Genomic DNA, 25,163 nt, shown 5'->3' with positions numbered 1-25,163 from the left:
GAAACCGCCCCGATGAAGGGGCGGTTTTCCTATTTATATATACACGGCAAAATCAATAATTCGTAGTGAACGTTTGAGTGTACAGTGCTTTAACTTATAGATATTGGGATAACGTCTATTTCAATGCATAATAACTGGCTTTTCGCCTTCAACTACGTAGGCGGGATTTGCCATTTTAATAAATACCACTGTAGCTGCTATGCCTACCAGTACCATAGCAATGCCTACCAGGTTTGGCGATGTATAGCCATAACCATATACTAACGGCAGCCCGCCTAAAAAAGCGCCCAGAGCATTACCTATATTAAAGCTGGCCTGTATGGTAGCACTTGCTATCATTTCGGCGCCTTTAGCCGTTTGTATTACAAGCATCTGTATAGGGGCTATGAGCGCAAAAGCCAGGCATCCGGTAAGGAATACCAGTACCAGCGATATTGCCTGGTTGCCGGACAAAAAGTATACCCCCGTAAGCACTATCGCCATGGCAATAAGAGTACCTAACAGGCTCTTTGCGGGGCTAAAGGCATCGGCAAGTCGTGCGCCCAACAGGTTGCCCACCACCATGCCGGTACCTGCAAGCATTAATATATATGGTACGCTCTCTGCCTTAAAGCCAGATACATCGGTAAGCAGTTTTGCAATATAGCTCATCCAGCAAAACAATCCACCCGTACCTATAGCGGTAATGATTATAAGCAGCCAGGCCTGGTATTTTTTAAAGAAGCCCAGCTGGGTTTTTACGCTCCCGGTTTTTTCATGATGCGTTACCGGCATAAGAGCGAGCATGCTAACAATGGTAATAAGGCCTATAATGGCAATAACTACAAAGGTGTACCGCCAGCTTAGGTTATGTCCTATCCAGGTACCCAGCGGCACGCCTACGACATTAGCTATGGTAAGGCCGCTAAACATAACGGCTACGCTGCGTGCCTCCTTCCCCTTTTCGGCAAGGCGGCTGGCTACCACAGCGCCTACTCCAAAGAAGGCGCCATGTGGCAGCCCCGATAAAAACCTTGAAGCTAAGAGCAAATTATAGCCTGGTGCTATAATACTTAGTGCGTTAAACACGGTAAGCATAAGTGCCAGTGTTACCAGCATTTTCTTGGGCGGCACATTACGGCCGGCAATAACCAGCAGCGGTGCACCTACCACTACCCCCAGCGCGTAGGCCGATATGAGGTAACCGGCTTTGGGTATAGAAACATTAAGGTCGGCAGCGATATCGGGCAGAAGGCCCATCATTACAAATTCGGTAATACCAATGGTAAGCCCGCCAAGGGCGAGGGGAAGGAGGCTTAGTTTCATGGGGAATCTTTTAAGCGTTATTAGGAGCGGCAAAGGTACGATGCAGCCTTGTTAATAAAATGGTATATTTACAATACAATTTCAGGAAAATGCTGTTGTGAGTATAAAATTTATAAAATCAAAAAAGCACAGTATTTAAAAAAGCACAAGGCCTTTTTAAATACTTACTAAACAAAAAAGCAACCACTTAATTTACAAGTGATTGCTTTTACCTTATGTGGTCCCACCTGGGCTCGAACCAGGGACCACCTGATTATGAGTCAGGTGCTCTAACCAACTGAGCTATAGGACCGGTTTTGTGGGTGCAATATTACTATTATTTTTAATACCAAACAAGCAAATCTCATGGTTTATTCACTGCTTTCTTATTACTGCCTATAACTCACTAATTCTCAACACCGCAGAAGCCGAAAAAATTTAGTTACCTATGGTGTTTTACTACACTTCCTCTTTAAAAGTAACCGCCGCATCCAGCAATTGCAGTATCAGCGTGGCCAGTTCGCCTTTAAAAGCATCCAGCAAAGCCGGAGTAATAACAGCAACCGCATCGGCTGTTTTATCAAAACCATCTTTAAAGCTAAAGCCCATAAAACCGCTTTTCATGTTTTTGAACGAAATGATGCCTGCTTCCATTTCAAGGCCGTTAGCCAGCGGTTCGTACATAAAAGCATAGCAAAGCAACTGTATAATCTTGTCGTTCTTTACATCGGCGGTAAGGCCGTTCCAGTCCTTAAGCGTTACATTGCGCTTCTCTACTTTGCCGGTTTTATAGTCGGTAATGCGCAGCTTGCCGTTACGCTCCTCTACCCTGTCTATATTTCCGGAAATCAGTACCGGGTAGGGCAGCGCCTCATGCTCCAGCCAGCGGTCAAACTTTGTTTCCAGCGCCAGTACTTTTATGGCTTCTCCGCTTTCTATAGCCTGTTTTTCCTGTTTCAAAAAATTATTTACGTTACGCTTTGCCACCTCAAACGCCAGCAGGTTACGCCCTTTTTTTATCTCGCCCTCTTTATACACTTCGGTAAACTGCTTCATGACCTCATCATTAGCCTTACCCTCCATAGTCACAATATCCTGCACAGAAAGGAATTTACCCAGCACTGGCTTATACAGCTCCTCCAGCGCGCCGTGGATAATGGTGCCCAGCGTATTCAGCGCTATGTTCTCCTCTACCTCATCGGTTTCGCGTATGCGTAAAATCCGTTGGAAATAAAACTGTATGGGGTTACGCAAATAGCCCGTGAGCGCCGAGGGCGAAAAACCTTTCACCGTAGCAATTTCCTTTAAACGCTCCATAACCAAATCGGTCTTGGCTACTTCCATAGGTTCGTAAGCCTTGGTGGGCAGCTCGGCATTGTATATTTTTTTAGTGAGGGTATGCGCCGGACGCTTTTCAATCTCCAGCTGGGTTAAAAAACGGCTGCGTTCACCCGCATCAAGGCCCTCGCTTTCGGTATTGTAAAGCAGGTACACGTTTTTCGCGCGAAGCAATAAATGGTAAAAGTGGTAACTGTAAATCGCGTCTTTTTCTTTATAGGTGGGCAGGCCCAGTTCCCGCTTTACATCATAGGGGATGAACGAATTCTGGCCTTTCCCGGCGGGGAACTTGCCTTCGTTCATACTGGTGATAATCACGTTCTCAAAATCGAGCACACGGCTTTCCAGCACACCCATTACCTGGAGGCCACTCAGCGGCTCGCCTTCAAACGAAACCTCGGCCAGGTCAATCACCTGTTTGTAGATGGCGTGCAGCACCTTAAGGTTGCTGATATGGTCGTGCTTTTCGGCATAATTTATCAGGCGGTTTATTACTTTAAAGATAGAGTATACAAACGCCTTGGTTATCTTATCTTCGTTTTCGTCGGGCGAAAGCAGGGTTTTTAGTTCCAATAAGATATTGCTGAGCCTGATTAAAATCTCACCCGCATCCTGCCCCCAACGGTCAAACAGCAGATGGAAAAATGGCGATGCGGCACCCTGTATCTCAAATAATTTATTGAGCGAAAAGAACGTAATGTTATTGCAGTTTATGGTATCTACTAATTTACCTGCGTTTATATACGGTTCTACCAGCGGATGCGTAAGCACATCAAGCACTTCGCGGTAATAAAGCGTATAGCTTTTTTCGCTTCGGTTAATGGCATTAGTATGCAGCTTAAATAGTTTCTGGATGAGTATCTGGGCGGGATTGTTGCGGCTGTTGTAACCCATAGTAATGTTAAGGCTGCCCACATTGGCCGGAAGGCTGTACAATACAGGAATCAGCAGGTTTTCCTCGCCCAGCACCAGTGCGGTCCTGTCGAGGCTGTGCCCGGCCGCCTGCAATTCCTCAATAATCTTGCCTGCTATTTTGGCCTGTCCTACGGTTTTTGGTGTGCCAATGATATTGATATCTTTTGGCTGGTCAAAATCGTTTACCACCCATTCAAAGGTGTTCCCGGCATATTGTTTCCAGTCTTTCTGGAAACGGCGGATGAACAGCCCGGCATCGTGGTAGGGGTCACTCAGGAAGGCATAGTCGATATCCCAAAAAATATGGGCCTGCCCCTGCGCCATAAGGTGCTGAATGATCTTTTCTTCGGCAGCGTTAAGGGCATTAAAACCGGCGAAAACTAATTTTGTACCCTTATACCCTGCGCTAAAATGGTCGATATTATTAACAGCCTCCCTGTAAATAAGCCCCTGGTAGCCCACACCTTTTTCAAGGAGATGGGTATAAAACGAGGTGTAATACAGCGGCAACAGTTTATAAAATTCGAGGTAGTTGCTTATCATGGGGGTACGCTTGTCAACGTCTACCGCCCAGTGCTCTATCTCGTCGATATTTTCCAGGTAAGTAAGTACAAACTGCGGGTTGAGCAGGTAGCGGTCTATCTCGTTAAAATCCTGCAGGAGGGTCTTGGCCCAGTTCGCAAAATTCTCAAACGGCTGTTGCTTGTCTTTTGGCGTAAGGCCGGCATACACCGTATAAAATTCAAACAGCAGGTCTATAGGGTCCGCCGGGCGTATGCCCGATACTTCCTGCACAAAATCTTCTATGCTGATGATCTTTGGCGCGAACACCGTGCCCGAAAGCTGCCTCTTAAGCGCCTCTAACAGAAAAATGCGTGCGCGCTTATTGGGCAATACTATGGTGGTGCCCGATAGCTGCGAACCGTAATCGGCCACCAGCCGGGCGCTGAGCTTGTCTAAAAAAGTAGGGTTTGCCATAAAAGCAAAGCTACAGAAAAATATAAGAATTGTACAACAATGGGGGTAATACAGCAGGGGTTTTGTTTATATTTACACCTAATCGCTAAACGCACAACTACACTACACGTATGACAAAATTTTACAAAAAATTACTAATTGCTACCCTAATCTGTATCTCAAACTTTGGCTTTAGCCAATCCAACGAAATCAAGATTAAATTTATAGGAAATTGTGGGTTATACCTTACTGATGGCAACTCAAACCTGTATATCGATTTTCCGTATAAATCAGGCGCGCATAAATATATGGAATATGATAAAGCCGAAATAGATAATATAAAAGACAATGCTATTTTCATATTTACCCATCGGCATGCCGACCATTATTCTCATACCCTTTTAAAGAAACTTGAAGGACAAAAATTTGACCCATGGAGTATTCCCGAGCTGGAAAAACTGGGCGAAACAATTCCGGATTTTGATATCAAAGCGTTCCGGACAAAACATAAGGTATTCGGGGTTTCATTCAAGCATTATTCTTACCTTATAACCTGGCACGGCAAAAAAATATACCTTTCTGGCGATACCGGCGACCTTGAAGATGTAAGCAATATAAAAAATATTGACTGGGCTTTTGTAAACCCCTGGCTGTACATGAATGCACTGCACGAAAAGGTTACTATTGACGCTGAAAAGTTTGCCATCTATCATTTGTACCCGAACCAAAAAATTGACGGAGAAGTCCCTCCTAACCTGCTGATATTAAAAAACCAAGGGGAAGTAATAACCATGCCTTATTGATATAATCAGGTCTTAAAAAACTTCATAATTTGAAAGACATACCCTAACCTTCCCATGAGCTATTGTATGGGCACATCTTTTTATTGTAGCGCAGAGATTCGCAGAGAAGAAAAGATTGACACCTTTGGTGTGAGATCACAAAGCTGTACGTATGATGTATCCATAGAACTCTGTGGTCTCGCGCTGTAAGCGCAATCTAAAATTTAAAAAATCTCCGTGAATCTCTGTGCTTGCTCTGCGAATCTCTGTGCTACTAAAAACAAAAAAAACCGCCTGATGGCGGTTTTAAAAGTAATTATCGTTGCATATTCTTTGCTTCAATGCTCATGGTCGCGTGTGGTACCAGCTTAAGCCTGTCTTTATTGATAAGCTTGCCGGTTACTTTGCAAATGCCGTATGTTTTGTTTTCAATACGCACAAGGGCATTTTTAAGGTCGCGGATAAATTTTTCCTGGCGTATTGCCAGCTGCGAGTTTGCCTCTTTGCTCATCGTCTCGCTGCCTTCTTCAAACGCCTTAAACGTGGGCGACGTATCATCCGTACCGTTATTGAGGTCGTTCATATAGGCTGAACGGATTAGGTCAAGATCGGCTTTTGCTTTCTCTATCTTTTTTGAAATTAATTCCTTAAACTCGGCAAGATCCGCATCCGAGTATCTTATTTGCTGCTCATCTACCATTTTTTCCTATCTATTTTGAAATTAATATTAGGGTTGTTATATCATCAAACTCAATTTCTGTACCATTTATTACTTCTGCACTGAAAATCAGTGTATCAGTGAGGGTTTCGCTTTTAATATAGGCTTCATTAGCCATAACGGCAGCGCGCAGCACCTCATTATCTTTAAGGCTTACGGTAATACGGTCGGTTACTTCAAACCCGCTATCTTTACGGATGTTTTGTATCCTGTTTACCAGTTCGCGCGCTATACCCTCTTTTTTTAATTCTTCTGTAAGCGTAATGTCAAGCGCTACGGTCAGTCCGTCAGCGTTAGCCACCAGCCAGCCCGGTATATCCTGGCTCGAAATCTCCACATCTTCGGGGGTTAAAGTAATACTTTTTCCCGAAACTGCAATATCAAGGCTTCCGTTGGCCTCAAGGGCTGCTATCTGCTCCTGCCCAAAACCTTTTATCTCATTGGCTATCAAACCCATATCTTTGCCAAAACGTGGGCCGAGCGCCTTGAAATTAGGCTTTATCTGTTTAACCAACACACCGCTTGCATCGTCCAGCAGTTCAATCTCCTTAACGTTTACTTCGGCCTTTATAAGATCGGATACGGCCTCAATTTCTGCTTTCTGTTTCGGGTCAAGTACCGGAATCATTACCCTTTGCAGCGGTTGGCGTACTTTAATACTTTCTTTCTTACGTAAAGATAATACTAACGACGATATGGTCTGCGCCTTCTGCATCCTGCTTTCCAGCGACTTATCAACATAGTTATCAGCATACGCCGGAAAATCGGCCAAATGTACACTCTCAAACGCGTCTTTTTGTGAAGCCTGTGTTAAATCTTTGTACAGCCTGTCCATAAAGAACGGCGCTATGGGCGCGCTAAGTTTGGCAACCGTTACTAAACACGTATATAATGTTTGGTAAGCCGCTATTTTATCCTGGCCGTACTCGCCTTTCCAGAAACGGCGGCGGCACAGGCGCACATACCAGTTGCTCAGGTTTTCCTGTACAAAATCAGATATCGCACGGGCGGCACGCGTAGGCTCATATTCGGCATAGAACGTGTCTACATCTTTTATAAGTGTATTAAGTTCACTCAATATCCAGCGGTCGATTTCCGGCCTGTCTTCCAGCGGCACCTCCGGCTCCGCAAAGCTAAAGTTGTCGATATTGGCATACAGCGCAAAGAACGAGTACGTATTGTACAGCGTACCAAAGAACTTACGGCGCACCTCGGCCACACCCTCTATGTCAAACTTAAGGTTATCCCACGGGTTAGCATTGCTTATCATGTACCAGCGGGTGGCATCAGGGCCATATTCGCCCAGGGTGGTAAACGGGTCTACCGCGTTGCCCAGGCGCTTGCTCATCTTCTGCCCGTTCTTGTCGAGCACCAGCCCATTACTAACTACGTTTTTATAGGCAACCTGGTTGAACACCAATGTACCTATTGCATGTAGCGTATAAAACCAGCCACGGGTCTGGTCTACCCCTTCGGCTATAAAGTCAGCCGGGAACGAAGTGTGGTTGTCTATGTATTCTTTATTCTCAAACGGGTAGTGCCACTGGGCATAGGGCATGGCGCCACTGTCGAACCAAACGTCTATAAGGTCGGTTTCGCGCTTCATCGGCTTGCCTGATGGCGACACCAGCGTTATGGCATCAACCACATTTTTATGCAGGTCAATCTTATCGTAATTCGCATCGCTCATATTGCCCGGCTCAAACCCTGCAAACGGATTCTCACTTGCCACACCTGCCGCGATGGCTTTTTCTATCTCGTTATATAATTCTTCGGCAGAGCCAATGAGTATTTCTTCGGTTTTGTCTTCCGTACGCCATATTGGTAATGGAATACCCCAGTAGCGCGAGCGCGAAAGGTTCCAGTCGTTAGCGTTTTTAAGCCAGTTGCCAAAACGCCCTTCGCCGGTAGCCTTGGGCTTCCAGTTTATGGTATCGTTAAGCTCGAACATGCGCTCTTTAACGTCGGTCATTTTTATGAACCAGCTGTCCAGCGGATAGTATAATAGCGGCTCATCCGTACGCCATGAGTGCGGGTAACTGTGTACATATTTTTCTACTTTAAAGGCTTTGTTGTTCTCTTTTAGGTAGATGGATATCTCCACGTCGGCACTGCGCTGCGGAGCCGTATCTTTATCGTAATATTCGTTTTTAACGTACTTGCCGGCAAGCTCCAGCGGCTCCCCGTTAGGGTTGGCCAGGCTGCCCACATGGCTGGTAAATTTACCCTGCAGGTCAACCAGCGGCACAGGGTTGCCATACTCATCCAATACTAACATTGGCGGCACTTCCGGTTTGGCTTCTTTCGCCACCTTGGCATCATCTGCACCAAAGGTGGGCGCGGTATGCACGATACCGGTACCGTCTTCGGTAGTAACAAAGTCGCCCGAAATTACCCTAAACGCATCCTGCGGGTTTTGGTACGGCAGTACATACGGCAGTAATTGTTCGTAGCGTATGCCTACAAGGGCTGCCCCTTTGGCTTCGGCTAAAATTTTATATGGAAGCCCCCCATCCCCCGAAGGGGGAGTAAGGAACGCGGCATCGTCTTCTGTCTCAAAAAACTTTTTGCCGCCAAATTGCTTGCCTACAAGGTTCTTTGCCAATACCACATTGATAGGCTCAAACGTATATTGGTTAAAGGTTTTAACTAATACATAATCGATGTTCGGGCCAACGGTCAATGCTGTATTACTTGGTAGCGTCCACGGTGTTGTCGTCCATGCTAATATAAAATCATCTCCTGCTCTTTCCTCAGAAAGTCCAAATGCTTTATCCAGAGAGTTCTCCTCTATTCCCCCTTTGGGGGTTAGGGGGCGGAACTGCGCCACGATAGTAGTATCGGTCACATCCCTGTAGGCACCCGGCTGGTTTACCTCGTGCGAACTTAACCCAGTGCCCGCCTTAGGCGAATACGGCTGTATGGTGTAGCCTTTATACAGCAGGCCTTTGTCATAAATCTGCTTTAGCAGCCACCAAACCGACTCCATGTACTTTGGCTTGTAGGTAACATACGGGTCTTCCATATCTACCCAGTAACCCATTTTTTCGGTAAGGTCGTTCCACACGTCGGTATAGCGCATCACGGTGCGCTTACAGGCTTCGTTATATTCTTCTACGGTAATGGTTTTACCTATGTCTTCTTTAGTAATGCCCAGTTCTTTTTCGGTACCCAGCTCTACCGGAAGGCCGTGGGTATCCCACCCTGCCTTACGCTTTACCTGGTAGCCCTTCTGGGTATGGTAGCGGCAAAAAATATCCTTAATGGCGCGGGCCATAACGTGGTGAATGCCCGGCAGGCCGTTTGCACTTGGCGGGCCTTCATAAAATACATACTGGGGTTTGCCCTCGCGCGTGGTAACACTTTGCTCAAATATGTTCTCTTTCTTCCAGAAATCAAGCACCTCGCTTGCCACTACAGGCAGGTCAAGGCCCTTATATTCAGTAAACTTCTTAGTCATTATAGTCAGGTTCAAAAAATCAATTTGCGAATGTAATGATTTTTTTGAAGTGATGGGATTTCTAAGGGAATAATGTAAAAGGTGCACCCCAAATTATGGACAACCCAACGCTTTAAAAAAATCCATCGTCGCTCTTGTTCATATCCCGATTTATTTATCTTTACCGCATAAAACCAACTTTTATGAAAATTAAACATTTAGTGCTTAGCCTTATTGCAGTTGTAGCTATGGGCTGCAATTCTGATGACAGCAACGAGCCTGTAGTAATTAATTATGACTGTTTTAACGGTATATCGGTAACTACCCAGGCCGAGTTAGACGCTGTGGCCCAAACCATAGGGCCCGATTGTAATGGATTGAATTACCTTGTACTTGGTAATAGTGTGGCAGCATCGGATATTACCAGCCTTGCGTCTTTAAGCAAAATTACAGGCATAAAGAATATAAAGATACAAAATTGCCCCCAGCTTACCTCACTTGAAGGGCTTCATAATGTGAGAGAGACCCAAAATATTGAAATATCCTATACAGCTATAACCAACCTGCAGGGCTTGCGCTCGTTAAAAACCATTAATATACCCACCGTGTCGGTTTCTGCTGGGTTGAATTACGAAAATAAAATCTATCTTCACCATAACAGTGCTTTAGTAAATCTAAATGGATTACAAAAGCTTGCTGCTATACCTTCTTTAAATTTACAAAATTGTAATGCCCTTCAAAGCTTTCATGGCCTTGAAAACTGTAACGAAATAGCCAACCTGGAAGTTGTAGATTGCCCGGATTTAACAGCATTGCCCACCAGCATACAAGTTAAGCTTCATTGCTATTTTCAAAGAACAGGAATAGTTAACCTCAATGGGCTTAGTATTTTATCCGGGGCAAGTGTAACTCTTTTTGAAAATCCATCACTTAGCTCTTTAGGAAATGCTTTTGAAAATACAACAACGTTAGGTCATTTTTACAGCTATACTAATCCCTCACTGGTTTCACTTGAAGGTCTAGAATCGTTGACCGATGCCGGCACTATTACTATTTGGTCTAATAATTCATTAAATTCAATAAGTGGCCTGCAATCGTTACTCACTATAGACTATATTAACATTGGGTCTAATAGTTCATTACAATCAATAAGTGGCCTGCAATCATTAACAACAGGCAGTATTTCTATTTCATATAATAATTTATTACAATCATTAAATGGACTACAGTCATTAACTACGGCAAACGGCATAATAATAGAGGGTAATAACACATTAACATCTATTGAAGCACTTAGCAGTGTAACAAATTCTGATAGAATTCGCGTTTTAAATAATCCTTCTCTGGCAACGCTAAACGGGCTTCAAAATATATCCGGTTTTTCCGGAGAAATTCGTATCGAATCTAATGCTTCCCTTAAAGATTTATGTGCGGTTGGAAATATTTTGCCCGGAATGGTTAGTGGTAGTATTTCCGGCAATTATAATCCGGTTACACTAAGTACATTGACGGCAGAAAATTGCAGTATTGAGTAGAAATATGCTGCCTTTTGTAACTAAACATGATATACAGAATCACAGCCCTGCTGCTTAGCGTCATTAATATGGTTGCGCTATTCTTTTTTATAGATGGCAACTATGTAAACCCGGGCACTAAAAGCATAAGCCGTCGCGACATGCTATTGCTGTTAGGTATTGACGCGGCATTTATGTTATACTTTTTATTCTGTAAAAAAGCGCTTCAAAAAAAGTAAATTTCCACTGCTGCCAGCTGCCAATGTTAAGTTTTTACCTACACTGCAATCCTTAACATTGAAAACCCGCTTTTTTATTTTATGCGTGTTAAATTTGCGTTACCAAAATGTAAATTAAAAAAACAATATGAACAGAGAAGATTTAAGGGTGGTTGAATTCACTGTTATAGAGAAAAGCAAGCCCAAAAAAGGAAAGAAGACCGTAAAAAAGGAAAAGAAAAAAATAGGCCTGTTCCACCTGTGGGGTACTAACGTAAACGGTAAGGGCAATGAGAAGTTCTTTGGCCTTATCGAAGAAGTAAGCACAGGTTATCTTTTGGAAATAAGCTATAAGGACATCCGCTTTTTAAACGAGGAGGAACTTGAAGAGCTTGCCGACAACGCACTTGCCGAAGCTGACGCGCTGCTTAGCGAAGCTGACGAAACCATTGATTTTCTTGACGAAGTAATTGCTGAAGACAAAGCATCTGAAGCTGAAGCAGCTCCGGCTGAAGAAACACCGGCTGAAGAAACACCGGCTGCACCAAAACGCGCACCACGCAAAAAATAAAGACACTGCACTAACACTACTATAAGCATCCTTATCGATACATTCGGCAAGGATGTTTTTGTTTTACAGCCGTTAGGGGCTACTAAAGTTAAAGGCTATATTAATTCGTTAAAATTATTGTAATATTTTCAAAACCGCTATATTTGGAAATTCTAATAAAAACACTAAACACATACTATATATGTCTATTTGGAGAAGGAAACCGTTAGCCCTCTTACTGGCCGAAGCTTCGGCATCTGAAAAAGGATTAAAAAGAACGTTAACAGCATGGTCGCTTATTGCCTTGGGCATCGGCGCCATTATAGGTGCCGGGCTTTTTGTACGCACGGCTACTGCGGCAGCACAAAACGCCGGCCCGTCGGTAACCATTGGCTTTATCGTAGCGGCTATAGGCTGCGCGCTTGCCGGCCTTTGCTATGCAGAGCTTTCTTCGTCCATTCCCATTTCCGGTAGTGCATACACCTATACCTATGCTACCATGGGCGAATTCCTGGCCTGGATTATAGGGTGGGACCTTATCCTGGAGTATGCCGTGGGAGCCGCAACGGTAGGCATTGCCTGGAGTGAATACCTCAACAACCTGCTGGTCACGGTGTTCCACATGAACCCTATACCGTATGAGTGGTGCCACTCCCCTTTTCAAACCTCGCCGGAAGGCATAGATGGCATCATCAACCTGCCTGCTCTTTTTATTGTAGGCGCTATAAGCCTGCTGCTTATTAAAGGCACCCAGGAATCCGCCTTTGTAAATGGCCTTATCGTATTGGTAAAAGTAACCATCGTAGTACTTATAATCGTATTTGGCTGGCAGTTTATCCAGGCAGAAAACCATGCAACCTATATCCCTGAAGCGTCTACCTATACAGACGATTCGCACGTAGCACATAATTTTGGTGGCATTATGGGTATACTCGGTGCCGCGGGTACAGTGTTCTTTGCCTTTATTGGCTTTGATGCTGTGAGTACCGCCGCACAGGAAACCAAGAACCCCAAACGCGATATGCCTATAGGCATCCTGGGTTCTCTTGCCATTTGTACCGTATTGTACATTTTATTTGCACACGTGCTAACGGGCGTTGCTACAATAGAAGATTTTCGTACTACAGGCAAAGAGGCATCGGTAGCTTTTGCCATTAACAAATATATGATAGGGTACTCATGGCTGGCAGATTTTGTTACCGTAGCCATTCTGTTCGGGTTTTCATCAGTAATACTTGTCATGCTACTTGGCCAGAGCCGCGTGTTTTATGCTATGGGTAAAGACGGGCTTTTACCTACATTTTTTAGCCACCTGCACACTAAATACCAAACCCCTTATAAAGCCAATCTTGTAATATTAGTAATAGTAGGTTTATTCGCAGCGTTTGTACCTGGTGATATTGTGGGCGACATGACCAGCATTGGTACCCTGTTTGCCTTTATTTTGGTATGTATATCAGTAATAATACTCCGCAAAAGAGAGCCTGATATGGTGCGTGAATTTAAAACCCCATGGGTGCCGATTGTACCAATTTTAGGCGTGGTTGTTTGCCTTGCCATGATCTATGGACTTGGTTGGTTAAACTGGGCCAGGCTTATTGGCTGGATGGCGCTGGGTATAGTGTTTTACTTTGCCTACAGCAAAAAGAACAGCACATTAGAAAAAAAAGAAGGAGAGTCCTAAAAAAACAAATATAAAATGCAATCCCGCCCCTTAAAAGGCGGGATTTTTTATAACCCCACCTTACAGAGTGAGTATATTTGTATATGACTAAAAAAGAACTGCGCCATAAATACAAACACCTGCGGCAGGAACTTTCAATTGCCGAGGTAGAAGAAAAAAGCCTGGAGATAGCTAACAGGCTGCTGCATTTAGCTGTTTGGGATAAAACATATTATCACCTGTTCCTTACTATAGAAAACCAAAAAGAGGTGCACACCGATGTAATTCAGCACATATTATTCGGCCGTGATAAGGAGGTTGTGATAGCACGGGCTGACTTTGAGAGTTGCAATATGGTACACTACCTGCTTACTAACAACACAAAGCTTGTAGTAAGCGCTTACGGTATTCCCGAACCTATAGACGGGCTTGAAGTGCCCCCGGAAAAAATTGATGTGGTATTTGTACCCCTGCTTGCCTTTGATACTAAAGGCCACCGTGTGGGGTATGGCAAAGGGTTTTACGACCGCTTTTTAGCCGCCTGCAAGCCGGATGTTATAAAAATAGGCTTATCTTTTTTCGAAGCTGAACATCAGGATATCGCTTGTAACGACACGGATATCCCTTTGGATTATTGTGTAACACCCGAGCGGGTGTATTCTTTTATCCCCGAATTACAATAATTTCACTAATCTGTATTCCCGATAATCCACTTAACACTTCGGCTACTGCAATTCCTCATTCTTTACCGGTTCCTCCTCGTGCTTAGGGAATGCTTTTTTATTAAATATAATAAGTATACCCACTCCTACAGATATGGCAGCATCGGCAACATTAAATATGGCATTGAAAAAAGTAAAATTTTCACCCCTGTATATAGGGAAATAAAACATATCTACCACCCTTCCTTCAAACCATTTGCCATAATGCTGAGTGGTATTAAACACCGCAACCTGGGAATTGCTATCGGTAAAAATAACACCGTAAAAAACCGAATCTAAAATGTTTCCAAAAGCCCCCGCAAGTATTAGCGCTATAGAAACTATAAGGTATGGCGATTGTTTTTTCTTAACTGTATCGGCCAGCCACCACCCTATACCTATCACTGCTCCTATACGGAAAACAGTAAGTGTTATCTTACCACCCAGCCAATACGGTATCGTAGTACCCCAGGCCATGCCTTCATTTTCTATAAACTGTATGTAAAACCAACTAAAAACTTCTTTTGCCTCCCCAAGGGTAAAATGGGTTTTTATATAAATTTTAGACAGCTGGTCGGCCAGCAAAACGAGTATAACAATAAGGTAAGCTTTCTTTAAAGACATTTTTGTAGTTTTACTGCGCAAAAATAAATTAAATTATTAAACAATCGGGTACCATGCTGAGTTAATGAAATGTTTTAGCAAATATTTATGCAGTAAATACAACAAAGCCCAATCACTTAAATTTTATAGGTGATAATTAGTGAACGCCTTCCGTCAATAATAACCAATATATACGGTTAATAACAATTAGTGTATAATGTTGTAACCTGTTTTAAATTTAATAAAATACTTTTGTAAAGTACCGTACTATATGAAAGAATGAATAAAGAAGGAAGCATTATATTATTACACCATAACCCTGACGATTGTACTGCATTATGTAAGAGCCTTACATCATCCGTGTATAACAATAAATGCATCGGATTTACAGAATCCGGTGAGGCAACGCAATACATAGTAGATAATTTGTCGGATATTTTCATTTTACTGCAAAGCACCGCCACGCCAAGTGTAGAAATACCAAACACGCGTAATATGGTATATATGCACGAAACGTTTGACACCACTAAACTGCCTTACACACTGTTGATGCTTACCCAGCCAAAAGTTACAGAAAAACAGTACACGTTTATACATAGCTATTATATTCCGGATACTGTTGAAAAAGTGACTACTACATTATCCCAGGTAGTGGCTTTTTGGCGGGACCATATGTTCCCGCCTAAGGTAATGCCGGTTGTTTAACCATATTATCTCCGTATTAATTTTTGTTTTTGAGCTTGGCTTACGTCAAAAAAACTATTTTTGCCGGATAAACCAATTTTAGCAAACAAAATGAAAAAATGTTTAACAGCACTTGCGGCCTTTGCCCTTGTGCTTTCTGCCACCGGATGCGCCACTATAGTATCGGGTTCTAAACAATATGTAAACTTTACAAGCACCCCTGCAAAAGCCAGCATTTTAATAGACGGCAATTTTGAAGGCCGTACGCCAATGGATATCAAGCTGGTGCGCAAAAAATCGCACACCGTGGTTATTCGCCTGGAAGGCTATAAAGACTTTGAAACGAAGCTTGAGCGAAAATTTAATGCATGGTATATCGGCAACATTGTTTTTGGTGGCCTTGTGGGTATTATTGTAGACCCTATTACGGGCGCTATGTACAAGCTTACGCCGGGTAAAATCAATGCGCAGCTGAGCCAGGCCACTACATCGATAAACGGCGAAATATTAATAAACGTGGCGCTTGTGCCGGAAGGTACTCAGCTTGAGAAAATAGGCCAGCTGGAAAAACTTTAGTTATATTAAACTACTGTAAATAAAAAATGCTGTAAACCCTAAAGTTTACGGCATTTTTTTTAATGTCCTAAAAAAAGGAAATTATACTATACGGATAGGTTTTTTATCGTCCGGATCTAAAGCAGCGCTCTTAACATCTGCTTCGGCCTTTACAAAATATGCTGATTTTTCGTTGTTTGCAAACGAGCCCAGTTTACCTATAGCACCTAACGCACCGCCTTTTTCGGCAAGGCTCTGGTTAGATGATTTTACCAGCGAAAAAGGTAAATCAAAATTGTGGGTAATCGTTTCTCCCGGTTTTATTTTAGCACCACCTAACGACAGGTCAAACTGCCCCAGGGTAAGCGTTGTGGTTTTTTTGTCGTCTCCCCTGCCTGTAGAATACTCTTCTATAAGTGTAACTTTAAGCGATACAAGCTCCTGCTCGCTTTTTGAAGTAAGGTTTACTTTACCGGTAATGCTTGTAGCTGTTTTGTCTACCGTGCCGGGAACAACAAGTTCTACTTTAACCCCGCCAATACCCAGTTTGTTTTTAATTGTCTGTAAAAATCCCATAATAATAAAAAATTAACGCCTACTCTTTCTAAGGATTTTCGGCACACTCCGTTGAATTGGTTAATAAATGTATAAAGCAAATATCGTTAAAAAAATCATAAAAAAAAGACTGCAATATTATTTATTTATATCGAGTTCAAATAAATTGTTTAAAAATTGTAAATTTTTCGGTATAATTCAAAATCTTACAACATTTTATAAGATTATTTTCTGTTAAGTGTTATTTTAATCTCATAAAAGTGCTATCTTGCCATAAGCAAATGAAATGGCATAACTATGAAAAAGGAAACTATAAAAGGACAGGGCGCTGTGCAAAATATCCATAACCATTTTTTGCAGTACCGGTATGAAAAGTCTATATATGATGATGAATTTGAAGAAACCGTAGCCAAGACCGAGATACTGGAAGTGTTCCCAAAAACGATCGTGAACCCGGTTAAAAGCCCTGACCTGAGCATGGCTTACAGCATGAATCCCTACCAGGGCTGCGAGCACGGCTGTGCCTACTGTTTTGCACGCCCCACACACGAGTACTGGGGCTACAGCGCGGGAGTAGACTTTGAGCGGAAGATAATGGTTAAAAAAAATGCACCCGAACTGCTGGAACAGTTCTTTAAAAAGCGTGGCTATAAGCCGGAATCTATTTTAATGTCGGGCAATACCGACTGTTACCAGCCCATAGAGCGCAAACTGCAAATAACCCGTAAGCTGCTTCAGGTATTTTTAGATTACCGCCACCCGGTAGACATCCTCACCAAGAACGCGCTGGTAACCCGCGACATCGACATACTCAAACAGCTGGCCGGCAAGAACCTGGTTACGGTATCGTTAAGCATACCCACTGTTAATGAGGAGCTGCGCCGCAAGCTGGAACCCCGAACCTCATCGGTCAACACCAAGCTGGCTGCTATAGAAATGCTAACTCAAAACGGCATACCGGTACATGTTATGGTCGCGCCCATCATTCCCGGGCTTAACAGTATGGAGATACTGAACACCCTTAAAGTAATAGCAGAGAAGGGTGCCAAAAGCTTTGGCTACACACTGGTGCGGCTTAACGATACGGTAGAGCCTATATTTATAGACTGGCTTAATGAGCATTACCCTGACCGCCGCGACAAGGTGCTGAACCAGATAGCCAGCATGCACGGCGGTAAACTGGGCGAAAAGAACGTGGCAAAACGCAAACGCGGCGAAGGCAACATTGCCCAGATGATACACACCACCTTTAAGATAGGCCGGCAAAAGTATTTTGACAATGAGGGTATACCTGATTTGCGCACCGATTTATTTGACGGCACCAGGGGGGAGCAGTTAAGGTTGTTTTAAGAGCCTCACCCCCAGCCCCTCTCCGAAAGAGAGGGGAGCAGCTTCACTCGAATATTTTGAGCAACCGTGGCATTTCCCTCTTGCGGGGTGCCCGCAGGGCGGGTGGTTTATTGGGATTGTAGACGTTGCTGCGCACCCTATCTACCGCTTACTCGCCTTTGCAAACGGGTTATAATCAAGACACAGCTGCAGCCAGTGGTTAAGCTGCTTTGTGGTAGTAAAAGCACTGGCTTCTACATACACATAGCCTTTCATGCTTTTGCCGTTAAATTCCATGGGAGTAACTTCGTCATTCTTCAGGGCTGCATCAGCGGCTTCCGGGCCCAGGCGGCACATCAGGCGGTCTTCACCCGTAGACTTTTCAATCTTGCAGGCGCACAGCATCTTGTCATCTACCATAAAGCAGATGCCGCCAAACATGGCCTTCTCATAAAAGCCTACGCCTTTTTGCTGTAGTATTTCGCGGATGCGCTGTATGGTGTTTTCGTTGTACGGCATTTTTATAGTATTGAGTACAAAGTATTAAGACTAAACATACACCAAATTTAAACAAAAAAACGGGCACCTTTCAGCACCCGTTCTCATTATCTAAAATTAAAGAAAAATTATTTTTCGTTAGCGTAGCGCCTTGCTACTTCTTCCCAGTTTACCAGTGCCCAGAATGCCTCAATATAATCAGGCCTGCGGTTTTGGTAGTTCAGGTAGTACGCGTGCTCCCACACGTCAAGGCCAAGAATTGGCGTTCCGCCACAGCCAAGGTCCGGCATTAGGGGGTTGTCCTGGTTAGCGGTAGAACATACCTCAAGCTTGCCACCCGGGTGCACGCAAAGCCATGCCCAGCCCGAGCCAAAGCGTGTTGTGGCCTCTTTATTAAATTTTGCCTTAAACTCCGCAAATGAGCCAAAAGCTTTATCTATAGCCGCTTCAAGTTCGCCGGTGGGTTCGCCGCCGCCGTTTGGCGAAAGTATGGTCCAGAACAGGTTATGGTTATAAAAACCGCCGCCATTGTTACGCACTGCCGTATTAGTGGTATCAAGGTTAAGCAGTATGTTTTCTATGGTTTTGCCTTCAAGGTCGGTACCTGCTATGGCATTGTTAAGGTTTGTAGTATAGGCATTATGGTGCTTAGTATGGTGAATTTCCATAGTTTTAGCATCAATGTGGGGTTCTAAAGCGTCGTATGCATAAGGAAGTTTTGGTAGTTCAAATGCCATGGTTATGTATGATTTTATTTATTAGTATTAATTTTAAACCAAATTTAGGCAATTCCGCTTTACTAAAAAATAAGAAATTGATATAATTTGCACCGGTTTATTACAAAATTTTGCCAAATTACACAATTAGCGTCCTTTAAACCAACACCCTAATCATGAAAACTAAAAGTCTCCTGTTCATTTGCACCTTTATCGTGTCATTGTCAGGCTGCAACCGCAAGGAAAAACCTGTAATAATAAAACCACTAAACACGGAGGGAAATGTTACCATGGTTACAAATGATGATGTTACTGAGCGTAGCTATAAGTTCAGCGACATACCCCTCACATTTATGTTTTCAGACAGTACAGCATCGTATGTACTGTATGGCAGCACCCGTAAAGAAGTGAGCGATATTTTCTATTCCAGAGAAATGGCTGAAAAAAACGCGCCGAACCTCGCAGCCCATTACACCATAGACCGCAATAGTTTTATAAATGAACCGGATCGTAACACGCTTATGGAGGCAGACCAAATTACGGCGGGGAACAACAAGTACGTGCTTTGCAGTTTTGATAAGCAGCGGTTTAGCATTGGCCCGCTCAACCATTATTATTACTATCTTATAGATATTACCAATGAAGATGATATAGCCGCAATTGCATTTACCAGCCTTGCAGAGGAGGGCGAGTATATGCCAAAGATATACAGCAAAAACGGAAGGATATGTGTTGACCTAACCTACTACTCACATTTAAAAGCGGGTGATTATACTACTGAAACTACTGTGGTAACTCAGGATGGTAATGGTAACTGGGTGATGGAGTAATGAATTTCTATAACGAAAACAGCTAACTAATATTACGAAGTATATCTTCAATCTGGTGTTTTAGCACAGGGATATCATTTACAACTGTTTTCCATATCTCATCATGATCAATCTGGAAATAAGCATGTATGAGGAAATTACGCATTCCCCTGGCATTTCTCCATTCTACATCTGGATACTTTTCTGTAATACTATCGTCTATATGCCTTGCGGCTTCACCGACAATCTCCATATTCCGGATAATAATATCCTGGCTTTTCCAATCAGCAAGATAGCTTTCATAGGTAAGCCCTTCCCTTATGATTTCTATTTTATTTATGCTGTCTAAAATATGCTGTAACCTCAGCTTATTTTTATCTTTAGCCTCCATAAATAATTTTTATATCAGTAGTAATATGACTGCGAAATATCGCATTCATAAACTTTTCTGAAACCAAGTCTACTTCCCTATTCAGTTTCCTCTCCAAAATTGCCTTAATATCGGCTTTTTCAAAAAGGCTTATAGGTTCATGAAATTGGTACAGTATATCAATATCACTGTTTGGCGTTTCTTCATTTCGGGCCATAGAACCAAATATCCCTATTTTTTTGGGATGATAGGGCTTCATTACATCTATAATGGTTTGTATTTGGCTTGCAGACAACATGTAGCAAATTTAATAAAATTATTCTTGCCCCACTCCCCTTTCACTATATTTGTACTATGCCACACACCGCATTTTCCATTTACAACGCCTCGGCAGGGTCGGGCAAAACCTACACGCTGGTTAAAGAATACCTGCGCATACTGCTTACTGCCAGTACCGACGACGCCTACCGCCGCATACTCGCCATAACCTTTACAAACAAGGCCGTGGAAGAGATGAAGAGCCGTATTATACTCAACTTATCCGACTTTGCAAAGGACGAACCCGGCCCGCGCGCCGAAGCCCTTATGGAAGTGTTGCACATAGAAACCGGGCTTTCGCTGGCAACGATAAAAGACAAGAGCCGCGCCATAATCAAGAACATTATACACAACTACGCCGCGTTTGACATCAGTACCATCGACCGTTTTACCCACAAGGTAATCCGCGCCTTTGCGCACGACCTCAACCTGCCGGTAAGTTTTGACATTTCGCTGGAAACGGATTTGCTTTTGCAGGAAGCCGTAGATGCCGTAATTGCCAAGGCGGGCGATGACCCGGTGCTTACCTCCCTCCTCGTAGATTTTTCGTTGGACAAAACCGACAACGATAAGAGTTGGGACGTAACCTACGAGCTTTTTGAGACCGGTAAGCTGTTAATCGACGAAAACCACCGCGCCGAGCTGGAGCAGTTCAGCACCAAGTCGATTGCCGATTTTATGGTGATAAAAGATAAGCTGCGTGTAATGGTGGATGCCTTGGAAGCCGAGTGCAAAGCCCTGGCCCTCGAAATGCTCGATGTGCTCGACAGTAACCGCGTAGACCACAAATCGTTTTCCGGGCAGTATTTCCCCAAGCACATTGGCTACATCCGCGACGGCGAACTGAAACCTACCCATAAACGCTACTTTGAAACTGACGATATAAAAGTAAACAAAACGGCCAAAGACCGCGCCATTATTGAAAGCCTTGCAGAAAAACTGATTGTACTTTTGCGCAAGGTCTACAAAAATTATGAGCAGAAAAATTTCTATACAGCCTTCCTTAAAAACATCACACCGCTGTCGCTGCTCAATACCATAGGGCAGGAACTAAAACGCATACAGGAGGAACAGAACGTGCTCTCGATATCTGAGTTTAACGCCATTATCCATAAAGAGATACAAAACCAGCCCGCGCCGTTTATATACGAGCGCCTGGGCGAGCGTTACCGCCACTTTTTTATTGATGAGTTCCAGGATACCAGCCACATGCAGTGGCACAACCTCATCCCGCTTATAGACAATGCCCTGGCGGGCGAAGACCCCATTGCCGGGCGCGGCTCCCTCATGATTGTGGGCGACCCCAAGCAGAGCATTTACCGCTGGCGGGGCGGTAAGGCAGAGCAGTTTATAGCACTGGGCAAAGATACCTTTAACCCCTTTAGCAATCCATCAAAAGAAACCATTTCACTGGGTACCAACTACCGCAGCTACAGCGAAGTCATCGGTTTTAATAATAGCTTCTTTACGTATCTGGCCAATCGTTTTGACGATGCCGATTATGTGGAGATGTATGCCAACAGTTTTCAGGCTATAAACACAAAAGCCGGCGGCTATGTGAACATTTCGTTCCTGCCAAGCCCCCCGGCCCCCAAAGGGGGAGACGTTGACGATGAGGACGAAGAATTTACAAAAAACGATTTATACCTTGAAGCTACAATGGCAACCATAAACAAGGCGCTTGCGCAGGGTTTTCAGTACAAAGACATTGTGCTGCTTACGCGAAAGCGCCAGCCGGGTATACTTTTAGCAAACTACCTTACCGAAGAAAACATACCCATACTATCAAGCGAAACGCTGCTGATACAAAACGCGACTGAGGTAAAGCTCATCATTAACCTGCTGCGCTACCTTAAGAGCAACGAAAACAAAGAGGCCAAAGCACACTTTTTATACTTTGCCAGCCGCACACAGACACGCCTGGGCACACATGATTTTATCGCCCAGGGTATGGAGCAGCCCGATGAAGCAACGCTCGAAGCATGGCTGGGCAGTCACGGCATTAGCATTTCGTTTAAAGACTGCCGCAAGAAATCGCTTTACGAAGCCGTGGAAAGCATTATAGATGCTTTCATCAAGGAAAAAAGCAACCAGAGTTATGTGCAGTATTTCCTCGACCTGGTGCTGGAGCGCGACGTGCGCACCCAGAGCGGCATATCCGACTTCCTGGAGTATTGGGATAAGAACGGCAGCAAGTTCAGCATCCCTTCGCCGGAGGGCGACGATAGCGTGCGCATCATGACCATACATAAAAGCAAGGGGCTGGAGTTCCCCGTGGTGATTTTCCCTTTTGCGGAAGAAGATTACAGCCGTAGCCGCCGCGACAAGTTGTGGTTGGAAGTAGACGACACCACACTCGAATTTGAAAAGGCCCTGATAGACAGCAGCCGCGCCGTAGCCGAATATGGCGAAAAAGCCGCAGAGCTTTATCATACTAAAGAGCAGGAAGCCATACTGGATAACATCAATATATTATATGTGGCACTTACCCGTGCCGAAGAGCAACTGTACATAATTAGTAACCGCAACTTTACACGCAGTGGCGCAGTGGCAACTAATAATATGTCGAGCTACTTTATAGAGTACCTGCAAAACCAGAACGTTTTTGATAACCGGATAGCGGAATATGAATTTGGCAACAGCTCAAGACTTTCAAAACCACAGGAATTTAAAGAAAAACAGCCTAAGATTGCCGTAGTAAAAGACCGTTTTAATCCACGCAGGGTAAAAATTGCGCAGCGCGAAGCCCTGATGTGGGGCAACACCCAGGCGCAGGCCATAGAATTTGGTAACGTTACCCACGAGGTGCTGTCCTATATAGAGACTGCAAATGATATTCCAATGGCGCTTATGAAGGCGGTTGAGAACGGCCTCATTACCCACAGCCAGCAGGAGGATATGGAAGCGATAGTTACCCTTGTGGTTACCCACCCTGACCTGGAAGTTTTCTTCGCAGAAGGGAATACGGTATATAACGAGCACAACATCATTAGCCCAAATATGCCTAACATTAAGCCCGACCGTGTATCTATAAAGGATGGTAAAGCCTATCTGCTGGATTATAAAACCGGGGCGCATAAGGATAGTTATGCCACGCAGCTTGAAGGATATGCTTTTGCGCTGCGCCAAATGGGGCTTGAGGTGGTGAAGAAGACAATTGTATATATAGGAGAGGGAATTGAGATAGTGGAAGCCCCCTGACCCCCAAAGGGGGAATTAGTTGCACTCTGATGGCTGAACCCTAAACAACATACCTGAATTAAATACTTTATAATACTTTTGCATACGTAAAACTATTTGAGTGAAGCTCCTCCCCTCTCCTTCGGAGAGGGGCCGGGGGTGAGGCCATAAACAACAACTAAATAATATGTACGGAAAAATCAAAGAGCACTTAGCTGCCGAACTGGAAAGCATCAAAGAAAACGGGCTTTATAAAAAAGAACGCATTATTGCTTCGCCGCAGGGCGCGGAGATAACGCTGAATACCGGCGAGACAGTACTTAATTTTTGCGCCAACAACTACCTGGGGCTGTCGTCGCACCCGGAAGTAATACAGGCGGCTAAAGACGCGCTCGATACGCACGGCTTTGGCATGTCGTCAGTTCGTTTTATATGCGGTACTCAGGACATCCACAAAGACCTGGAGGCAGCAGTAGCCAAATTTTACGGTACTGAAGACACTATATTATATGCCGCGGCTTTTGATGCAAACGGCGGGGTGTTTGAGCCGTTGCTTGGAGAAGAAGATGCCATTATCAGCGACAGCCTTAACCATGCCAGCATTATAGACGGTGTACGCCTTTGCAAGGCCGCCCGCTACCGCTATGAGAACAGCAATATGGAAGATTTAGAAGCGCAGCTTATTGCCGCTACTGATAAAGGCCACCGCTTTAAAATCATTGTTACCGATGGGGTGTTCAGCATGGATGGCGTGGTGGCGCCGCTGGACAAGATATGCGACCTGGCTGATAAATATGATGCGCTCGTAATGGTAGATGAGTGCCACGCCGCCGGCTTTATAGGCGCTACCGGCAAAGGCACGCTGGAAGCAAAAGGCGTTATGGGCCGTGTAGATATTATTACAGGTACGCTGGGCAAAGCCCTGGGCGGCGCTATGGGCGGCTATACTACCGGTAAAAAAGAAATTATAGAACTGCTCAGGCAGCGTTCGCGTCCGTACCTGTTTAGCAATTCGCTTGCGCCTGCTATAGTAGGTGCATCTATTAAGGTATTTGAACTCCTTGAAAAAGATACTGCCCTGCGCGACAAATTAGAATGGAATACAAACTATTTTAAAGAAGGAATGAAAAAAGCGGGCTTTGATATTGTAGAAGGCGACAGCGCTATAGTGCCTGTAATGTTGTATGATGCACAACTGAGCCAGAACATGGCCGACGAACTGCTCAAAAAAGGAATATACGTTATTGGGTTCTTTTTCCCGGTGGTTCCAAAGGGCAAAGCGCGGATAAGGGTACAGCTTTCGGCGGCACACTCGAAGGAACATTTAGACAAGGCAATCACTTCTTTTACAGAGGTTGGCAAAATGTTAAGTGTGATTTAACTATAATTTGGGTATATCTGTAGGATAATTTGTACTAATTAGTTTTGTGGTTATGGGGGAACGAAGTAATTTTGTAGTATATAACC

General features: G+C 44.1%; 22 protein-coding genes and 1 tRNA gene. 12 read left to right on the top strand and 11 right to left on the bottom strand.

What is annotated here, in order from left to right:
* Positions 1–120 precede the first annotated feature (120 nt).
* From ACLI09_RS14720 to ACLI09_RS14710, 3 genes are all read right to left on the bottom strand, one after another.
* Positions 121–1,305, bottom strand: a complete 1,185-nt coding sequence (locus ACLI09_RS14720; RefSeq protein ID WP_411420398.1) for an MFS transporter — start codon at positions 1,303–1,305, stop codon at positions 121–123.
* 218 nt (positions 1,306–1,523) lie between these two features.
* Positions 1,524–1,597 (bottom strand) — tRNA-Ile (locus ACLI09_RS14715).
* A gap of 146 nt (positions 1,598–1,743) precedes the next feature.
* Entirely contained in the window at positions 1,744–4,515 is a 2,772-nt protein-coding gene (locus ACLI09_RS14710) for a PD-(D/E)XK nuclease family protein (protein ID WP_411420397.1), read from the bottom strand.
* 110 nt (positions 4,516–4,625) lie between these two features.
* On the opposite strand from ACLI09_RS14710, the gene ACLI09_RS14705 reads away from it, so the two are divergent.
* Positions 4,626–5,297, top strand: a complete 672-nt coding sequence (locus ACLI09_RS14705; RefSeq protein ID WP_411420396.1) for an MBL fold metallo-hydrolase — start codon at positions 4,626–4,628, stop codon at positions 5,295–5,297.
* Between the two features lie 295 nt (positions 5,298–5,592).
* On the opposite strand, the gene ACLI09_RS14700 is transcribed toward ACLI09_RS14705, so the two are convergent.
* Positions 5,593–5,976 carry a TraR/DksA family transcriptional regulator gene (locus ACLI09_RS14700; RefSeq protein WP_143374565.1) on the bottom strand — a complete coding sequence of 128 codons (384 nt, stop codon included), beginning with the start codon at positions 5,974–5,976 and terminating at the stop codon, positions 5,593–5,595.
* A gap of 10 nt (positions 5,977–5,986) precedes the next feature.
* On the bottom strand, positions 5,987–9,454 hold the full coding sequence (ileS, locus tag ACLI09_RS14695; RefSeq protein ID WP_411420395.1) for an isoleucine--tRNA ligase: 3,468 nt from the start codon (positions 9,452–9,454) through the stop codon (positions 5,987–5,989).
* Between the two features lie 182 nt (positions 9,455–9,636).
* Here ileS and ACLI09_RS14690 point away from each other — a divergent pair, with 182 nt between their 5' ends.
* The 5 genes from ACLI09_RS14690 (at position 9,637) to ACLI09_RS14670 (ending at position 14,061) form a co-directional block, all read left to right on the top strand.
* Entirely contained in the window at positions 9,637–10,968 is a 1,332-nt protein-coding gene (locus ACLI09_RS14690; RefSeq protein WP_411420394.1) for a hypothetical protein, read from the top strand.
* Between the two features lie 26 nt (positions 10,969–10,994).
* Positions 10,995–11,186 (top strand): hypothetical protein, encoded by a 192-nt coding sequence (locus tag ACLI09_RS14685; RefSeq protein WP_411420393.1) that lies wholly within the window; start codon positions 10,995–10,997, stop codon positions 11,184–11,186.
* Positions 11,187–11,313: 127 nt separating this feature from the next.
* Positions 11,314–11,736, top strand: a complete 423-nt coding sequence (locus ACLI09_RS14680; RefSeq protein ID WP_411420392.1) for a hypothetical protein — start codon at positions 11,314–11,316, stop codon at positions 11,734–11,736.
* Between the two features lie 181 nt (positions 11,737–11,917).
* The gene (locus ACLI09_RS14675; RefSeq protein WP_411420391.1) at positions 11,918–13,399 is read left to right on the top strand and encodes an amino acid permease; all 1,482 of its coding nucleotides are present in this window, start codon (positions 11,918–11,920) and stop codon (positions 13,397–13,399) included.
* Positions 13,400–13,482: 83 nt separating this feature from the next.
* Positions 13,483–14,061, top strand: a complete 579-nt coding sequence (locus tag ACLI09_RS14670) for a 5-formyltetrahydrofolate cyclo-ligase (RefSeq protein ID WP_411420390.1) — start codon at positions 13,483–13,485, stop codon at positions 14,059–14,061.
* 42 nt (positions 14,062–14,103) lie between these two features.
* On the opposite strand, the gene ACLI09_RS14665 is transcribed toward ACLI09_RS14670, so the two are convergent.
* Positions 14,104–14,703 (bottom strand): lipoprotein signal peptidase, encoded by a 600-nt coding sequence (locus ACLI09_RS14665; protein WP_411420389.1) that lies wholly within the window; start codon positions 14,701–14,703, stop codon positions 14,104–14,106.
* 258 nt (positions 14,704–14,961) lie between these two features.
* Between ACLI09_RS14665 and ACLI09_RS14660 the strand changes: the two genes are divergently transcribed.
* Together ACLI09_RS14660 and ACLI09_RS14655 are read left to right on the top strand one after the other, a co-directional pair.
* On the top strand, positions 14,962–15,387 hold the full coding sequence (locus ACLI09_RS14660; RefSeq protein ID WP_411420388.1) for a hypothetical protein: 426 nt from the start codon (positions 14,962–14,964) through the stop codon (positions 15,385–15,387).
* 90 nt (positions 15,388–15,477) lie between these two features.
* Positions 15,478–15,942: a PEGA domain-containing protein gene (locus ACLI09_RS14655; protein ID WP_411420387.1), complete on the top strand. Its 465-nt coding sequence runs from the start codon at positions 15,478–15,480 to the stop codon at positions 15,940–15,942.
* Positions 15,943–16,023: 81 nt separating this feature from the next.
* Here ACLI09_RS14655 and ACLI09_RS14650 read toward each other — a convergent pair whose 3' ends face one another.
* Positions 16,024–16,497 (bottom strand): sporulation protein, encoded by a 474-nt coding sequence (locus ACLI09_RS14650; protein WP_411420386.1) that lies wholly within the window; start codon positions 16,495–16,497, stop codon positions 16,024–16,026.
* Positions 16,498–16,773: 276 nt separating this feature from the next.
* On the opposite strand from ACLI09_RS14650, the gene ACLI09_RS14645 reads away from it, so the two are divergent.
* Positions 16,774–17,826, top strand: coding sequence for a PA0069 family radical SAM protein (locus tag ACLI09_RS14645; protein ID WP_411420385.1), 1,053 nt, complete (start codon positions 16,774–16,776; stop codon positions 17,824–17,826).
* Positions 17,827–17,967: 141 nt separating this feature from the next.
* On the opposite strand, the gene ACLI09_RS14640 is transcribed toward ACLI09_RS14645, so the two are convergent.
* On the bottom strand, positions 17,968–18,324 hold the full coding sequence (locus ACLI09_RS14640; protein WP_411420384.1) for a TfoX/Sxy family protein: 357 nt from the start codon (positions 18,322–18,324) through the stop codon (positions 17,968–17,970).
* A 107-nt stretch (positions 18,325–18,431) separates the two neighbouring features.
* Positions 18,432–19,040 carry a superoxide dismutase gene (locus tag ACLI09_RS14635; protein ID WP_411420383.1) on the bottom strand — a complete coding sequence of 203 codons (609 nt, stop codon included), beginning with the start codon at positions 19,038–19,040 and terminating at the stop codon, positions 18,432–18,434.
* Positions 19,041–19,195: 155 nt separating this feature from the next.
* Here ACLI09_RS14635 and ACLI09_RS14630 point away from each other — a divergent pair, with 155 nt between their 5' ends.
* Positions 19,196–19,849, top strand: a complete 654-nt coding sequence (locus ACLI09_RS14630; RefSeq protein WP_411420382.1) for a hypothetical protein — start codon at positions 19,196–19,198, stop codon at positions 19,847–19,849.
* Between the two features lie 22 nt (positions 19,850–19,871).
* On the opposite strand, the gene ACLI09_RS14625 is transcribed toward ACLI09_RS14630, so the two are convergent.
* Both ACLI09_RS14625 and ACLI09_RS14620 read right to left on the bottom strand, forming a co-directional pair.
* Positions 19,872–20,219: a DUF86 domain-containing protein gene (locus ACLI09_RS14625; RefSeq protein ID WP_411420381.1), complete on the bottom strand. Its 348-nt coding sequence runs from the start codon at positions 20,217–20,219 to the stop codon at positions 19,872–19,874.
* Positions 20,209–20,496 (bottom strand): nucleotidyltransferase family protein, encoded by a 288-nt coding sequence (locus ACLI09_RS14620; RefSeq protein WP_411420380.1) that lies wholly within the window; start codon positions 20,494–20,496, stop codon positions 20,209–20,211. Before ACLI09_RS14620 ends, ACLI09_RS14625 begins: the two co-directional genes overlap by 11 nt.
* Before the next feature lie 56 nt (positions 20,497–20,552).
* Between ACLI09_RS14620 and ACLI09_RS14615 the strand changes: the two genes are divergently transcribed.
* The gene (locus ACLI09_RS14615) at positions 20,553–23,717 is read left to right on the top strand and encodes a UvrD-helicase domain-containing protein (protein WP_411420379.1); all 3,165 of its coding nucleotides are present in this window, start codon (positions 20,553–20,555) and stop codon (positions 23,715–23,717) included.
* A gap of 166 nt (positions 23,718–23,883) precedes the next feature.
* Positions 23,884–25,077, top strand: coding sequence for a glycine C-acetyltransferase (gene kbl, locus ACLI09_RS14610; protein ID WP_411420378.1), 1,194 nt, complete (start codon positions 23,884–23,886; stop codon positions 25,075–25,077).
* Positions 25,078–25,163 lie beyond the last annotated feature (86 nt).

The sequence above is a fragment of the Flavobacterium sp. RHBU_24 genome, from assembly GCF_046613695.1.
Taxonomy (GTDB): domain Bacteria; phylum Bacteroidota; class Bacteroidia; order Flavobacteriales; family Flavobacteriaceae; genus Flavobacterium.
The sequence above is the reverse complement of the archived record's forward strand: the minus strand, read 5'-3'. Positions and strand labels throughout refer to the sequence as shown.

Coding starts and splice junctions, on each gene's coding strand:
- ACLI09_RS14660 (WP_411420388.1), top strand. CDS start 14,962: ATGAATAAAGAAGGAAGCATTATATTATTACACCATAACCCTGACGAT.
- ACLI09_RS14630 (WP_411420382.1), top strand. CDS start 19,196: ATGAAAACTAAAAGTCTCCTGTTCATTTGCACCTTTATCGTGTCATTG.
- ACLI09_RS14680 (WP_411420392.1), top strand. CDS start 11,314: ATGAACAGAGAAGATTTAAGGGTGGTTGAATTCACTGTTATAGAGAAA.
- ACLI09_RS14685 (WP_411420393.1), top strand. CDS start 10,995: ATGATATACAGAATCACAGCCCTGCTGCTTAGCGTCATTAATATGGTT.
- ACLI09_RS14690 (WP_411420394.1), top strand. CDS start 9,637: ATGAAAATTAAACATTTAGTGCTTAGCCTTATTGCAGTTGTAGCTATG.
- ACLI09_RS14620 (WP_411420380.1), bottom strand. CDS start 20,496: ATGTTGTCTGCAAGCCAAATACAAACCATTATAGATGTAATGAAGCCC.
- kbl (WP_411420378.1), top strand. CDS start 23,884: ATGTACGGAAAAATCAAAGAGCACTTAGCTGCCGAACTGGAAAGCATC.
- ACLI09_RS14670 (WP_411420390.1), top strand. CDS start 13,483: ATGACTAAAAAAGAACTGCGCCATAAATACAAACACCTGCGGCAGGAA.
- ACLI09_RS14675 (WP_411420391.1), top strand. CDS start 11,918: ATGTCTATTTGGAGAAGGAAACCGTTAGCCCTCTTACTGGCCGAAGCT.
- ACLI09_RS14655 (WP_411420387.1), top strand. CDS start 15,478: ATGAAAAAATGTTTAACAGCACTTGCGGCCTTTGCCCTTGTGCTTTCT.
- ACLI09_RS14625 (WP_411420381.1), bottom strand. CDS start 20,219: ATGGAGGCTAAAGATAAAAATAAGCTGAGGTTACAGCATATTTTAGAC.
- ileS (WP_411420395.1), bottom strand. CDS start 9,454: ATGACTAAGAAGTTTACTGAATATAAGGGCCTTGACCTGCCTGTAGTG.
- ACLI09_RS14635 (WP_411420383.1), bottom strand. CDS start 19,040: ATGGCATTTGAACTACCAAAACTTCCTTATGCATACGACGCTTTAGAA.
- ACLI09_RS14710 (WP_411420397.1), bottom strand. CDS start 4,515: ATGGCAAACCCTACTTTTTTAGACAAGCTCAGCGCCCGGCTGGTGGCC.
- ACLI09_RS14615 (WP_411420379.1), top strand. CDS start 20,553: ATGCCACACACCGCATTTTCCATTTACAACGCCTCGGCAGGGTCGGGC.
- ACLI09_RS14705 (WP_411420396.1), top strand. CDS start 4,626: ATGACAAAATTTTACAAAAAATTACTAATTGCTACCCTAATCTGTATC.
- ACLI09_RS14700 (WP_143374565.1), bottom strand. CDS start 5,976: ATGGTAGATGAGCAGCAAATAAGATACTCGGATGCGGATCTTGCCGAG.
- ACLI09_RS14640 (WP_411420384.1), bottom strand. CDS start 18,324: ATGCCGTACAACGAAAACACCATACAGCGCATCCGCGAAATACTACAG.
- ACLI09_RS14720 (WP_411420398.1), bottom strand. CDS start 1,305: ATGAAACTAAGCCTCCTTCCCCTCGCCCTTGGCGGGCTTACCATTGGT.
- ACLI09_RS14650 (WP_411420386.1), bottom strand. CDS start 16,497: ATGGGATTTTTACAGACAATTAAAAACAAACTGGGTATTGGCGGGGTT.
- ACLI09_RS14665 (WP_411420389.1), bottom strand. CDS start 14,703: ATGTCTTTAAAGAAAGCTTACCTTATTGTTATACTCGTTTTGCTGGCC.
- ACLI09_RS14645 (WP_411420385.1), top strand. CDS start 16,774: ATGAAAAAGGAAACTATAAAAGGACAGGGCGCTGTGCAAAATATCCAT.